Annotated in this window: 9 protein-coding genes; 4 read left to right on the top strand and 5 right to left on the bottom strand. The window is 45.9% G+C overall.

Annotated features, from left to right (window positions below):
• Positions 1-13: 13 nt before the first annotated feature.
• Positions 14-868 carry an MIP/aquaporin family protein gene (locus tag FKN16_RS17585; protein WP_046875005.1) on the bottom strand — a complete coding sequence of 285 codons (855 nt, stop codon included), beginning with the start codon at positions 866-868 and terminating at the stop codon, positions 14-16.
• 896 nt (positions 869-1764) lie between these two features.
• Here FKN16_RS17585 and glpT point away from each other — a divergent pair.
• Together glpT and glpQ are read left to right on the top strand one after the other, a co-directional pair.
• Entirely contained in the window at positions 1765-3129 is a 1365-nt protein-coding gene (gene glpT, locus FKN16_RS17580) for a glycerol-3-phosphate transporter (protein ID WP_006742417.1), read from the top strand.
• Between the two features lie 56 nt (positions 3130-3185).
• The gene (glpQ, locus tag FKN16_RS17575) at positions 3186-4241 is read left to right on the top strand and encodes a glycerophosphodiester phosphodiesterase (protein ID WP_025768218.1); all 1056 of its coding nucleotides are present in this window, start codon (positions 3186-3188) and stop codon (positions 4239-4241) included.
• A gap of 355 nt (positions 4242-4596) precedes the next feature.
• Here the strand turns inward: glpQ and dapD are convergent, their stop codons facing one another.
• From dapD to FKN16_RS17560, 3 genes are all read right to left on the bottom strand, one after another.
• Positions 4597-5628, bottom strand: coding sequence for a 2,3,4,5-tetrahydropyridine-2,6-dicarboxylate N-succinyltransferase (gene dapD / locus FKN16_RS17570; protein WP_074191726.1), 1032 nt, complete (start codon positions 5626-5628; stop codon positions 4597-4599).
• A 329-nt stretch (positions 5629-5957) separates the two neighbouring features.
• Entirely contained in the window at positions 5958-6254 is a 297-nt protein-coding gene (locus FKN16_RS17565) for a YebG family protein (RefSeq protein ID WP_041852896.1), read from the bottom strand.
• Positions 6255-6382: 128 nt separating this feature from the next.
• Positions 6383-7309 (bottom strand): LysR substrate-binding domain-containing protein, encoded by a 927-nt coding sequence (locus FKN16_RS17560; RefSeq protein WP_170903238.1) that lies wholly within the window; start codon positions 7307-7309, stop codon positions 6383-6385.
• A gap of 109 nt (positions 7310-7418) precedes the next feature.
• On the opposite strand from FKN16_RS17560, the gene FKN16_RS17555 reads away from it, so the two are divergent.
• Entirely contained in the window at positions 7419-8393 is a 975-nt protein-coding gene (locus tag FKN16_RS17555) for a TDT family transporter (RefSeq protein WP_005484954.1), read from the top strand.
• A 75-nt stretch (positions 8394-8468) separates the two neighbouring features.
• Here FKN16_RS17555 and FKN16_RS17550 read toward each other — a convergent pair whose 3' ends face one another.
• Positions 8469-10292, bottom strand: coding sequence for a DUF3413 domain-containing protein (locus FKN16_RS17550; protein WP_170903237.1), 1824 nt, complete (start codon positions 10290-10292; stop codon positions 8469-8471).
• Between the two features lie 252 nt (positions 10293-10544).
• Here FKN16_RS17550 and recC point away from each other — a divergent pair, with 252 nt between their 5' ends.
• On the top strand, positions 10545-14036 hold the full coding sequence (gene recC, locus FKN16_RS17545) for an exodeoxyribonuclease V subunit gamma (RefSeq protein WP_170903235.1): 3492 nt from the start codon (positions 10545-10547) through the stop codon (positions 14034-14036).
• The last annotated feature ends 271 nt before the right edge of the window (positions 14037-14307 follow it).

Raw genomic sequence — 14307 nt, 5'->3', positions numbered from 1 at the left:
AGTTGCGTCAGTTTTAAGCTCTAGCTTCTTCTGTTTCTTCTTCCGTCTCACATTGGTTTGGAATCGTACAGCCGTGGCCTTGTTGTGGAAGGTAAGCCGCAATCGCTTTTGGATACAACCAACCACCAAAACACGCACCTGCAATCGGAGCAAGTAAAGGCACGATAAAGTAAGGAATGTCTTTAGCACCTGTCAGAGCGTAATCCCAGCCTGCGAAGTAAGCGAACAGTTTCGGTCCAAAGTCGCGCGCAGGGTTCATCGCGAAGCCAGTTAGTGGACCAAGAGAACCACCGATCACGGCAATCAAAATACCGATTAACAGCGGGTTCATTGCACCTCGTGCAGCGCCGTTATTTTCATCGCCCAAAGCCAAAATCGCAAACATCAGCACGGCAGTGATAACGAATTCCACAGCAAAAGCGCCAAAGAAAGAGAGGGAAGCATGTGGATAGGTTGAGAAGATACCAGCGGTTGCTAGTGCATCTTGGCTACTGCGGACGAAGTTATGTGCGATTTCGTAGTCGGTGAAAAGGTTGCTGTATAAGCTGTAAACCAACGCAGCAGAGCAGAATGCGCCAAGCATTTGGGCGATGATGTATGGCACCACTTTCGCCTTATCAAAACCATGGAACATAGCGAGTGCGATGGTTACCGCTGGGTTGATGTGCGCGCCTGAAACGCCGGCAGTACAGTAAATAGCGATGGCGACACCTAGGCCCCATACAATACTGATTTCCCATTGTCCAAATGATGCGCCTGTTAGAACTAAGGCTGCGACACAGCCTACGCCGAAGAAGATAAGTAGTCCTGTACCGATAAACTCGGCCAAACATTCTCCGAGCAGAGAGGGGTGTTTGTTCGTTGTCATGTTAAAAGTCCTTTGATCATTTTTGCCTGTCTAGCACGATACTATTGTGCACATATAAACGTTTGCGAAAACAAACGAGCGTTAAAAATGAGCGTTTGAGCATAAAATTGTTAATCAAAGTCTTCGTTTTTGTTAAATGGCGCATCTTTTAATCGAAAAAGAAAACAACGAAAAGAACTTCTTTGCTACGAAGTGTGTTTTGGAAGCGCTCAAATTACCGATGTGAAAAAGAATGCACAACTGGTAAGAGGAGTTTTGTGAAGCTGCTACGTGCTTGGGGATTTATTACTCAGATTTTGCGTAGTAATTAACCCTAAAGAGGTAAGGCGAGGTCAAGTACATCAAGGACTAGCGGTGATATAAGAAAATGCGTTGCTATGTTTATATCTCGAGAGGAACTTGTTATCCAAATTAGTGTTAATTATGAAAATGGAGAGGAAAATAAACACGGTTTATGTCTTGTGTTCGTGAATCACTGTCTAGGTTTGAGTTCAGATAACATTAGTTTTGTTATTTCGTTTGATACTAAGCGCGAACATTTTTCATCTTTTTAGTTATTTAGTGGTTTCGCGTAATAAGGATGGATGTGAAACACCCTTTTTACGGTTAATTTGTGTTCTTATTCGAGCCTTTGTTTCATTGGTTTCGAATTAGAATGCTCAAATGAGAGGTTGAAACATCAGTTTCATATTAACTAATTATGAGTAAAGTTGAACGATGGTCTAATTAATGCGCTCTAATTTACTGTATTTACTTATATTTAATTCATGTGCAACATTTGTCACAGAAATAAAATCCTAACTCAATACAATTCATGAACTTTCGAACGAAGGTTTTTTTGTTTCGTTCGCTCCTTTTGTGTTTTTTACCATCACATACAAAATAATGAGGTTCCTATGTTTGGAATATTCAAACCTAAGGCGCACATTGATCGTCTGTCCCCAGGCAGTATCGATAGCACCTACTCTCGCCTCCGTTGGCAACTCTTTATCGGTATATTTGTTGGCTACGCCGGTTACTATTTGGTTCGTAAAAACTTCAGTTTGGCGATGCCTTATCTTATCGAGCAAGGCTTTAGCCGCGGTGACTTAGGTGTCGCGCTGGCTGCTGTTTCCATTGCATATGGTCTCTCTAAATTTCTAATGGGCAGCGTTTCTGACCGCTCCAACCCTCGCTATTTCCTTAGTGGCGGCCTACTGATGTCTGCATTAGTGATGTTTTGCTTTGGCTTTATGCCATGGGCGACTGGCAGCGTCACTGCGATGTTCATTTTGCTTTTCTTGAACGGTTGGTTCCAAGGCATGGGGTGGCCCGCATGTGGACGAACCATGGTGCACTGGTGGTCACGTAAAGAGCGTGGTGAGATCGTTTCGGTTTGGAACGTGGCACACAACGTGGGTGGCGGTTTGATTGGTCCACTATTCATTCTTGGCCTGTGGGCATTTAACGATGATTGGCGCACTGCATTTTATGTTCCTGCATTTTTCGCCACGTTGGTTGCTGTGTTTGTTTGGATGACGGTTCGCGATACGCCTCAATCTTGTGGTTTGCCACCGATCGAAGAGTATAAAGACGATTATCCTGATGACTATGACAAGTCGCACGAACAAGAAATGACAGCCAAGGAAATCTTCTTTAAGTATGTATTCAACAACAAGCTGCTTTGGTCGATTGCAATTGCAAACGCATTTGTTTACCTAATTCGCTACGGCGTACTGGACTGGGCACCTGTTTACCTAAAAGAAGCGAAGGATTTCTCGGTAGATAAATCGTCATGGGCTTACTTTTTATACGAATGGGCCGGCATTCCAGGCACATTATTGTGTGGTTGGATTTCAGACAAATTGTTTAAAGGTCGTCGTGCACCTGCTGGCATCTTATTTATGGTGCTAGTGACCGTTGCAGTGATGGTTTACTGGTTTAACCCTGCTGGTAACCCAATGGTGGACATGATGGCGCTGATTGCAATTGGCTTCCTAATCTATGGTCCGGTTATGCTGATTGGCTTGTACGCACTTGAACTCGCTCCGAAGAAAGCCGCTGGTACTGCTGCTGGTCTTACTGGTTTATTTGGGTACTTAGGTGGGGCAGTTGCCGCAAACGCGATTCTGGGCTACACGGTAGACCACTTTGGCTGGGATGGTGGCTTTATCATCTTGGTTGGTTCTTGTATTACTTCTATTGTGTGTTTGATGTACGCCTTCTTAGGTGAGCGTGCGCACCACGAGCAAAAAGAGCGCGAAAAGGAAGCGCTAGCGTAATATTTATTTAAAGAGGCAGTGGAATACTGCCTCTTCGCTTTATCAAGGAAATAACAATGAAAACAAAGTCAGTATGTCTTACTTTTTTAGCACTTAGCCTCTCAGCTGGTGCGATTGCGAAACCGCTTGTAATTGCACACCGTGGCGCATCGGGTTACTTGCCTGAGCACACGCTAGAAGCCAAAGCGCTTGCTTACGCAATGAAACCTGACTACATAGAGCAAGATGTGGTAATGACGAAAGACGACCAGTTGGTCGTGTTGCATGACCATTATCTCGATCGTGTAACGGATGTTGCGGAGCGTTTTCCTGATCGCGCACGCAAAGACGGCCGTTATTACGCGATTGATTTCACACTGGCGGAAATCAAATCCTTGCGAGTAACTGAAGGCTTTAATATCGATGACAAAGGCAACAAAGTAGCGGGCTATCCAACCCGATTCCCTATGTGGAAATCTGATTTCACCGTGCCGACGTTTGCTGAAGAGATTGAGCTGATCCAAGGCTTAAACAAAACGCTGGGTTATGACATCGGTATTTACCCAGAAATTAAAGCGCCTTGGTTCCATCGTCATGAAGGTAAGGACATTTCTAAAGCAGTACTTAAAGTCTTGAAGCAGTACGGTTACGGCTCTCAAGACGACAAAGTCTACCTTCAGTGTTTTGATGCGAATGAACTTCAACGCATCAACAGTGAACTCATGCCTGCAATGGATATGGACTTAAAGCTCGTTCAGCTTATGGCTTACACCGATTGGAACGAAACTATGGTGTACAAAGGCGACAAGGCAACACCATACAGTTATGACTGGATGTTCGAAGCCGACGGCATGAAGAAAGTAGCGAGTTACGCGGAAGGAATTGGACCTTGGAAGCCGATGCTGGTGGATGATAAGTCAACCAAAGACAATATCATCATCAAGCCGTTGATGAAGGCTGCAAAAGACGCTGGCTTGCAAGTGCATCCATACACGTTCCGCGCCGATCCAGGACGCATTCCAGCGTACACGGACAGTTTTGAAGGCATGATGGATGTGTACTACAACCAAGTGAAGGTGGATGGTTTGTTTACTGACTTCCCAGATAAAGCGGTCAGCTTTTTAAATCAGTAACCAGCACTCACGAATTTTGCTTTAAGCTAAAAAATCCCCCAACAGTTTCCTGTTGGGGGATTTTTCGTAGGGCTAATTCACTGCAATACCTAAATGACTTCAAGATGCTCAGTTCAGAGCGTGGTCACTGATACGAGTTCAAGGAAAATGACGAAGTGAAATAGCTCGCTATTTTCGAGTTATTTGACGCGGGAATCGTGATAGTGACACGCTCCCAAAGGGCGAGTTGTCTTGGCTTTCATGCTTTGTTAACGAGCTTTGATTTAGATTAACTAGATCTTCAACTCGTTGCCGCGCCTGCAAGCCAAGTTAGCCTCGCTGAATCAAGCATCTCGAGGTTATTTAGGTATTCTTATTAGTTGTTTTTATGCAGTTCGCTGTTCAGTTCAACCGCGCTCTTGTTTGCAAGACACTCGATTTGACCAGTTACAGAGTTACGACGGAACAGTAGGTCAGAAACACCAGCAAGATCGCGAGCCTTAACCACTTCGACTTCTTGACCTTCAGAATCTAGCATGAGTACTTTAGAGCCAGCGGTTACGTACAGACCTGATTCGATAGTACAACGATCACCCATTGGGAAGCCAAGACCTGCGTTTGCGCCTAGTAGAGAGTTTTCACCGATGGAAACCACCACTTTACCGCCGCCAGATAGTGTACCCATGATAGATGCACCGCCACCGATGTCAGAGCCGTTACCAACCACTACGCCAGCAGAGATACGACCTTCAACCATGCTCACGCCTGTTGTACCCGCGTTGAAGTTGATGAAGCCTTCGTGCATTACCGTTGTGCCTTCGCCAACGTGTGCACCAAGACGTACGCGAGAAGTATCTGCGATACGAACGCCAGTTGGAACCACGTAGTCCACCATTTTAGGGAACTTGTCTACGCAATCTACGCTTAGCGTACGGCCAGCTAGGCGAGCTTCGATTTGACGCTCAGCCAGCTCAGGTAGGTCGATTGGTCCTTCGTTAGTCCATGCGATGTTGTGTAGTAGACCGAAGATGCCATCCAGTACTGTGCCGTGTGGCTTAACTAGACGGTTGGAGATAAGTTGAAGTTTTAGGAAGCCTTCAGCAACAGATTGTGGTTGTTCATCCGTAGCTAGGATAACCAGTACAAGCGGCTGTGCTGATTCTGCTGCTTTGGTTGCGAAAGATGCGTTTGCTGCATCGCCGTTTGCTTCGAAAGCCGCCGCAAGTTCTGCGCTTTGTGCTGCAGAGATCTCGATAGCTTGGTTGCCTTGTTCGTAACCTGCTACTGCTGCTAGTGCGTTAACAAGCTCTTCATTTGGGTTAAGAACAGGGTTTGGAAAAAACGCTTCAATGATTTTGCCATCGCGGTTTTTAGTCGCTGTACCAAAGGCTAGAGAAAAGAAAGCCATAGTTGATCTCCATGTGTTGAGTCTTGTGTCTCGTCTGTTCACTGACAAGAAATAATTAAGTTGTCAGCCATCATAATGAGAGTGCTAGGGAGTTTAAAGAGGGGAAATAGATAAAGTCTGTAGATGGATACCTTTTGTCTTTTGGGAGATATGTCTGTCTGATGAGAAATGTGGTTGTGAGGTGGTCAATTAGCGGGTGTTTGTTGAAATGAAAGAAGGCGATTTGTCGTATCTGTGCTCGAAAGAAAGGGCGATCTTTCCATGATGATGTGTGCCTTCAGATACAAAAAACGCCACATGATGCGGCGTTTCTTTAACAAATGAGAGGCTTATGCAGCGTCTTCTTGCTTGTCTTCTTCTACAGATTCAAGCTTTTTTGCTTTCTTTGGTGCCGGTTTGCGTTTTGCACCCAGTGCGTAAAGCACTTCTTCTTTGTTTTGAGCGAGGTACATCGCAAGATCTTCTTGCTTACCTTCGTCTTCTAGAAGTTCACTTTTACCTAGCAGCGTGAATAGTTCGTCTGCCATGTCTAGCATTTTATCGTATGCGTCAGCTTCCGCTTTAGAGGTAAAAGTCATTTTCTCTTCTCCATTGCGTTCTACCACGTACTTGACGATTACAGCCATGGTTGGTCCCCTAACTTGGTGTATTGATACTGGCTTTTTATACAGTTTTTGACCAGTTAAGTCTAGCGACAAGCCTAAGAATGAGAGACACGTACAACTAACTGACCAGCATTTAAACTATCTCCGTTTCACTTGGAGGGCGTATTCTCTAGATAAAGGTTATTTGGTCGTTCCCAATCTTGGCAAAATTCGATAAACGTTCTGAGTAGTGGGCTTTGGTATTTCTCTTTGTGAACCAGTAGCCAGAAGCGACGTTTCATATCTAAAGGCATGTCGAGCAGTTTTACGCGGCCGTCACTAATAGCAGGTTCTGCAGACAAACGTGACAAGCAACCTAAGCCCAGCCCAGCAGATACTGAGTTGATCAACGCTTCGGTGGTATTGAGCTGAAAAGCTTCATGCCAATGTTCCAAGCGCGGCGCGACAACGCGCATAAAAAATTCGCGTGAACCAGACCCCGCCTCTCGCAATATCCATTCGCTGTTTTCTAGCTCGGTTAAATTTACGGGCCCTTCGTGCGCGGCTGGGTAATCTGGCGCGCAAATCACGCACATTTCATCTTCGCTAAACTGGGTGGACTGCAATTCAGGGTGAAGTGTTTTGCCTTCAATTAGGGCGATGTCTAACTCGTAATCGGTCAGCATGTCGCAGATTTGTGCAGAGTTAGAAATAAACAGGCTTTGAGAACGATGGTTCGTTTGCTGACGAAATTCGCTAAGCAAATAGGGCGCGACTTGGTTGCCAATGGTGTCACTGGCACCAATGCGAAGTTGGCCCGACAGCGCTTGATCACCATCGAAAATGCTCTCGATGTCCTTGGCTCGGTTGAGTAATTCATCCGCCAGTGGCAGCAGTTTTTGACCTTCTTGGTTCAGAATTAGTCGGTTATTAACACGATCAAACAAGTGATGGCCGATCTGCTTTTCTAATTCTGAGAGTGCCATGCTCACAGCGGCTTTTGATAAAAAGAGACTATCAGAAGCGGCTGTGAGCGTTTTGTGCTGCGTGATCGTCGTAAACACTTTCAGTTGTTTAAGAGAAATGTGACTTGCCATACCCCACCGTTAAGTAATTTTGAACGTTTGTTTTAAATAATTAGATATATCGGAACGAAGTGCAAGCGTATTATACGCTCCATCAAGAGTGAGTCTGGTTGAGGTCATCATGATTCAAAGAACAAAAGCAAAAGTAATGGGAGCACCAACTCCGATGGCGGGTTTGGCTCTTGGTATTGCAAGCTTAGGCTGGAGTTGGGAAAACTTCGCCGAATTACATGGCTACGGACAGTGGATTAGTGCGGGTATCGCGAGCGTATTGTTGGCTATATTGGCAACCAAGTTTTTGCTACATAACCATCTATTGAGACAAGATCTTGCTCATCCGGTTGTGGGCAGCGTGGTTCCGACTTTTGCGATGGGCACTATGGTGGTATCGAACTCTCTCGGCCATTTTTACCCATTGGCTGGTGATGTGCTTTGGCTGATTGCGGTGGTTCTGCACATCGTGTTCTTGGTGAGCTTTGTTTACCATCGCGCCAAAGATTTTGAATTGCACCACATGGTTCCTAGTTGGTTTGTACCGCCTGTGGGTATCATCGTTGCGGATGTGTCTTTCTCTGGCAACCCGATGTTAGCACCAGTAGCACAAGGTGCATTGATGTTTGGTATGGTGGCGTACGCGATCATGTTGCCGATGATGATTTACCGTTTCATGTTTACCCATGAAATTCCGGATGCAGCGAAACCAACAATGGCAATCATGGCTGCGCCAGCAAGTCTATCATTGGCAGGGTACTTAACGGTCACTGCGACACCATCACCAGTGATCATCGCTATGCTATTTGGTATCGCGGTATTGATGACAGCCATCATTTACCTCGCATTCTTTAAATTGCTTAGACTGCCATTTAGCCCAGGCTATGCGGCGTTCACTTTCCCGATGGTGATCGGTGCGACGGCGCTGTTTAAAATGGCGAATTGGATGGAGTTGCAAGGATTGGCTGCGCACTATGTTCAACAAGTGCGAGGCTTAGCTGGTCTTGAGTTGATTGTGGCAACATTTGTTGTCTCTTATGTGGCTTTACAATACATCAACAACTTATTGATTCAGCCACGTTTAATGCACGCTCATCACGCTTAAATAGCAGATAGGGAAAAGCCTCTTGGTCTTACAACCAAGAGGCTTTTTTATTTCAATCGGCGTCGATGTTGGACACTAGCCTTTTTTGTAAAATCGCGACATCTCATCCAGAGAATGACGAATGATATCGACAGGAACTTTCTGTTCTTTCTCGACTTTTAACTGGCGATTCAGTTGCTGAGAGTGCCCGCCAGGATTGACCACAAGCATCAATTCTTTGCCGACCAATGCATAGTTGTAGTAGCTGCCAGCAATATACCAATCGCGAGGGGCAGAGCTATCAAACAAGTTATGACCAACGCTGTATGAACTCGTTGTGCCTTGAACGTCAAACAGCGTATTCATCATGGTTGGCACGACGTCGAAATGGGTCGTGCGGTAATCAATTTGGTCTGGTTGACGATTTGGTATGTACACGTAAAGAGGCACATGCACTTGTACGTCACTGTAGTTACCCGTGTGGCCCCAATAGTTCATCTTATGGTCGTTAAACTCTTCACCATGATCAGATGAAATCACCACAATGGTGTTGTCTAAGTCGACGTTTTTCAGCACATCACCAATCAAGCTATCGATGTAGTACAACGAGTTCTTGTATCGATTGTGGTAAAGCGAAGCGTCAAAATCGTTGTTGAGCAAAATGTGGTCAACGCGTTCCCAGTATGGTTTGAATTTCGCAAATTCAGGTTCGGGAAATACTGTGCCGTGGGCGGCATCGTAGAACAGAAAACCAAAGTACGGTTTGTCGCTGTCCTTTTTTTGAAACTCGATGAACTTGTCTGTGATCTGCTGATCGCGCTCGACTGCTGTTTCCCCAGTTTGTTTCAAGGTCAAGTCCGACACTTTTTTGAATACCGTGCGAGAAAGTGGCGGGCTGGTGAGCGGTGCCGAGCCAAAAATGCCCATGCGGTAGCCTTCCTCTTGCAGCGTATCCATAAAAACAGGAGAGCGTTGGCTTGCGTAAAAGCTTTCCCAGTAGGTCGCTGGCAAGCTGTAAAACAGGCTGAAAATACCCGCTTGAGTTGAGTTGCCGCCGCTCATATGTTGTGTGAAATTCACCGTCTTTTCGGCGAACTTGCTGACATTTGGCATGACTTCCGGCGTCGCATCACTGTAGCGCCACGCGTCAACCAAGATAAACAAAACATTGGGCTGTTTCTCTTTGCTTTGCACTTGAATCGGCGCAAGCGGGTAGTTGAGTGAGCTACGTTCAATATTGGTTAACGCTACGCGGTTCTTCGATGCAATGCTCTCATCCACTAGGTCGTGTTTGTAAATAAATTTACGAGCCGTCAGCGGGTAGTAAAGTGGCCAGTTATTCGAAAACTGACTGACTTCATCGTCGTAAAGCGCGTTTTTGTACGCATGAATCATCTGTGTGCTGACCAATACAGCAAACCAGACGCTGATCAAAACGAACTTAGCTCGGCTTTCTGCCAGTTGATTACTCATCCAAACGGTACAGGCGAGCCCGATCACCAGAACGGCAACTTCACTGATGAAGATTAGCCAACTCATCCAAGAAATATCGAAGACATCACCGCCACCTTCGAAAAACATACGGATTAATAGGGCGTTGATGTGAAGTTTGTATTGCTGAAAAACGAGGATATCGACTTTAAACATGACCAATAGACAGATCGCAATAGCGACCACGATGCCTTTGAATGCTCGAGTCGGTAGAAAAGAGAGCAATAAACTCAACAACATAAATGGAAGAGCGATCAAGCCCAGCCAGCCATATTGAGTCGAAACCAAATAGTAACCTTGCAACAAGGTTAGCGGTTCATTCAGATTGTTAGACAACACAAAAGGATAACAAGCGATCGACAGATACACTGCAAAGCAAGCAAAAAAAGCAATCAGCCAAGCGCTGTTGGAAGACAGTTTGCGAAACATACTTTTTGTTTGTTTATAAATTATGGGTAGAGGGAGTATAAAACAGTGTTTTTTATTATGGAATAGTTGCGACGAATGTCACATTTTGTATGGAAGTGTCAGACTTGATTGACATGTGAAAATTAAGAAGATTCATACTCTATTTGAGTGATATATAACCTTTTGTTTTTTCCGAACGCGAGATCACTGCGGGTTTAAATGGGGCTGTGCTAAGCTAGCTAACAGTTTCAATCGGCGCTCGGTATTCCCAATTTGTTTACTGTTTATCACTCCAACCAAGTTGACGTTCTTAAATCACTCCTTGTCGAACTGATTCGAATCAGTCCGCTGGAAAACCCGTTCGAAAAAGAACAAATTCTGGTTCAAAGTCCGGGCATGTCTCAATGGCTAAAAATGGAATTGGCCAAAGAGTTTGGTGTTGCCGCGAACATTGATTTTCCGCTTCCTGCTACTTTCATTTGGGAAATGTTTACGCAGGTGTTGCCAGACGTGCCAAAACGCAGTGCGTTTAACAAAGAAGCGATGACGTGGAAGTTGATGCATCTGCTTCCGGGGCTTCTCAACCAAGAGGTGTTTTCGCCGTTAGCGCAGTACCTCAAAGATGACAGTGACCACTCTAAGCTGTATCAGCTGGCTGAGAAAATTGCCGATATTTTCGATGGTTACTTGGTGTATCGTCCGGAATGGATCGCAAGTTGGGAAGCTGGGCAGAGTGTGCCAGAGCTGGAAGATGAACATCCGTGGCAGCCGATCTTATGGCAAGCGTTGTACGATCACACTGTGTCGTTAGGGCAGTCTCCATATCACCGTGCCAACCTTTATGAGCACTTTATCGACACGTTAGCGAGTTTTAACGGCAATTTTGACCATTTACCCAAGCGTTTGTTTGTTTTTGGTATTTCTTCGTTGCCGCCTCGCTATATGGATGCGCTAAAAGCAATTGGTGAACACATCGACGTGCATCTGATGTTCACCAACCCGTGTCGTTATTACTGGGGTGAAGTTCGAGATCGCAAATATCTGGCTCGTTTGGCGGCGAAACATCGTCAGCACGTTGTGTGGCAGGACGATCACTCGGAAGTGCAAGGTGAAACTGAGCAACTGAAAGGATCACTGGAAGATAATGTGATCGATGAGCTGCACACCGATGTGGTTGGAAACAGTCTGTTGGCGTCCATGGGTAAACTCGGGCGTGACAATATGTATCTGTTGTCTCAACTGGAATCTCATGAAATTGAGGCGTTTGTTGATGTTGAGCGCGACAGTCTGCTCCATCAATTGCAAGCGGATATTCTCAATCTTGAAGAACATCAAGATGACCAACAGATTGAAAACAGTCATCACAAACAAGTGGTTAGCTTGGGTGATAAATCACTGAGCCTACACGCTTGTCACAGCCCGATGCGTGAAGTGGAAGTGCTGCATGATCAACTATTGGCGATGTTCGATGCTGACCCAACGTTAAAACCGCGCGATATTATCGTGATGGTCGCGGACATCAACGCTTACAGCCCTGCGATTCAGGCGGTCTTTGGTAACGCTCCGGGTGAGCGTTTTATTCCATATTCGATTTCTGACCGAACCGCCGATCAAGAGAGCCCAATTCTGGCCGCATTTATGCAGTTGGTGAACTTACCCAATACGCGCTGTTTGGCATCAGAACTACTCGAGCTTCTGGAAACGCCATCGATATTAAAGCGTTTTGAACTCAGCGAAGATGATTTCTTACAAGCCAAACAATGGGTTGAGGAGTCGGGGATTCGCTGGGGATTGGATGCCAATACCGGGCGCGAATTTGAACTGCCGGAAACCCGTCAAAACACATGGCAATTTGGTATTCAACGCATGTTGCTTGGCTACGCGATGCCAGAATCCGCAGGTTTATTTGAAACCGAGCAAGGTAGTTTATCTCCGTACAACGAAGTGCAAGGCATGGGCGCAGAGCTTGCGGGCAAGTTGGCACACTTTATCCAACAAATTAGCACTTATCGAAGCAAACTTTCTCATGTTCAGACTATTGATGGTTGGCGAGAGACTTTGGTTTCACTGCTGGATGACTTCTTCTCAGTTGAGTTAGAAGGCGAAATGGCGCTCAAATCCATTCGCGATACGCTCAGCCAACTCAAAGAGCAATTGGCTGATGCCGCATTTGATGATGCGTTATCGCCGTCGATCATCAGCCAATACCTTCAAAACAAATTATCTGGCACACGAGTCAGCCAGCGCTTCCTGGCTGGTCAAGTGAACTTCTGTACCTTGATGCCGATGCGCTCTATTCCGTTTAGAACCGTTTGTCTGCTGGGGATGAATGACGGCGTGTACCCGCGTTCCATGCCGCCGGAAGGTTTTGACTTGATGACGGGAAGAACCAAACCGGGCGATCGTTCGCGCCGAGATGATGACCGTTACCTATTCCTCGAAGCAATGCTATCGGCACAGCAAACGCTCTACATCAGTTATGTTGGCCGTTCAATCCAAGACAACACCGAGCGAGTGCCTTCGGTTCTGGTTTCTGAGCTGATGGAATACTGCCACCAAAACTATTGTTTAAGTGGTGATGAAGCGTTGCCCGTTGATGAGTCTGGCGACAACTTATTAAATGCGTTGGTGAATACCCACGCCATGGTGCCGTTTAGCCCAAGTGCGTTCCAAGGCATGCATGCCAGCTACGCGAAAGAATGGATTCCAGCGGCATTGACTCAAAGTAGTCAATCGCAAGGCTATGTTCGTCGTGATTTTAACCGTGCATTAGACGACTATCTGTTAGGAGCGACGTTCCCACTTGAGCTCGACTTAGTCGAATTGCAACGTTTCTGGCGCTTACCTGTGCAGTATTTTTTCAATCGTCGTTTAAAAGTAATCTTTGAACCGCCACTGCCGGTGATGGAAGACGACGAACCCTTTGTTTTAGGTGGTTTGGAAAGCTATCAAATGCGTGATGAGCTGCTAGAAACCTTGCTTGAAACGACATTGATACAGCCAGAGAAAAAAGCAGAAGTGCTTAAACACTTTATGAGTCAACAGCGCGCTCAAGGCAAACTTCCGGTGGGAGCGTTTGGTGATATCGAATTTGAAACCAACCGAGTTCAGGCGGAAGAGCTAGTGGATAAACTGGCGTTTTTATCTGGTGCGCCTCAAGACGATCTGGAAATCGACCTGACGTTTGATGCCTTGTTTGAGCGAAATGAAGGCGAAGAGAAAAACGTTCGCCTAACAGGTTGGCTAACTCAATACTACCAATCCGGTTTGATTCGCTACCGAAGCGGTAAGATTCGAGCGCAGGATTACCTTGCAGCGTGGATCGATCACCTTGCCATGTCGGCGTCGGGTCATGCTAAGAAAACCCACATCATTGGTTACGATCGTAAAGAAGGTGCGCTGCATTTAATCTACCCAGAAATTGCCGATGCGCAGTATGCCAAACAGCTACTGACTGAATTAGTTCGCTTATTCTTCGAAGGCATGACTAAGCCTTTGCCTTATTTCCCGAAAACGGCGTTGGCTTGTGTTGAAGCGGGCTTTAGCCGCGGTCAGTGGGTCGATGACGAAGAGAAATCTTTGAAGAAAATGGCTGACGCATTCAATGATGGCTTCATGAGCCCGGGCGAAGGCAATAATGCGTACATCTCTCGAATTTGGCCAGCTTGGAATGATGAGTTGGCCTCAGAAGTTCGTTTGCTGACAGCATTAGTTTTGCAAGGTGCGCGCTTAGCGGTTCAAGACGCCGATGACGTAAAAGCGTAATAACGATAGTTGGATAAAGAGAAGGAAGAGTAGGGTGGCCGCCAGAAAATCATTATTTTTTGTAGGGCGTTCGCTGTACGGCCACAAGGTCAGAGGGACCATGATACTTTTGTTTAATTCATTTGAGTTGTGCCGCCAAAAAGGTTTGGCTTATCTCGTGGGGCGCATACTAACGGTACGTCTTATGGATAACCGTGAGAAAGATCTCACAAAGCTCTAAATTATCCAACTTGTTAAACATATTAATAGAATTTTTAACTATAGATCACAT

Source organism: Vibrio sp. 11-4(1), assembly GCF_013048625.1.
In the GTDB taxonomy this organism is placed as follows: domain Bacteria; phylum Pseudomonadota; class Gammaproteobacteria; order Enterobacterales; family Vibrionaceae; genus Vibrio; species Vibrio diabolicus.
Note: the sequence above shows the minus strand (reverse complement) of the source record. Positions and strands in the feature narration are given on the sequence as shown.

What these genes read in the sequence shown, in the direction of transcription:
- FKN16_RS17585 (WP_046875005.1), bottom strand. Translation starts at nt 868, where the DNA reads ATGACAACGAACAAACACCCCTCTCTGCTCGGAGAATGTTTGGCCGAG.
- glpT (WP_006742417.1), top strand. Translation starts at nt 1,765, where the DNA reads ATGTTTGGAATATTCAAACCTAAGGCGCACATTGATCGTCTGTCCCCA.
- glpQ (WP_025768218.1), top strand. Translation starts at nt 3,186, where the DNA reads ATGAAAACAAAGTCAGTATGTCTTACTTTTTTAGCACTTAGCCTCTCA.
- dapD (WP_074191726.1), bottom strand. Translation starts at nt 5,628, where the DNA reads ATGGCTTTCTTTTCTCTAGCCTTTGGTACAGCGACTAAAAACCGCGAT.
- FKN16_RS17565 (WP_041852896.1), bottom strand. Translation starts at nt 6,254, where the DNA reads ATGGCTGTAATCGTCAAGTACGTGGTAGAACGCAATGGAGAAGAGAAA.
- FKN16_RS17560 (WP_170903238.1), bottom strand. Translation starts at nt 7,309, where the DNA reads ATGGCAAGTCACATTTCTCTTAAACAACTGAAAGTGTTTACGACGATC.
- FKN16_RS17555 (WP_005484954.1), top strand. Translation starts at nt 7,419, where the DNA reads ATGATTCAAAGAACAAAAGCAAAAGTAATGGGAGCACCAACTCCGATG.
- FKN16_RS17550 (WP_170903237.1), bottom strand. Translation starts at nt 10,292, where the DNA reads ATGTTTCGCAAACTGTCTTCCAACAGCGCTTGGCTGATTGCTTTTTTT.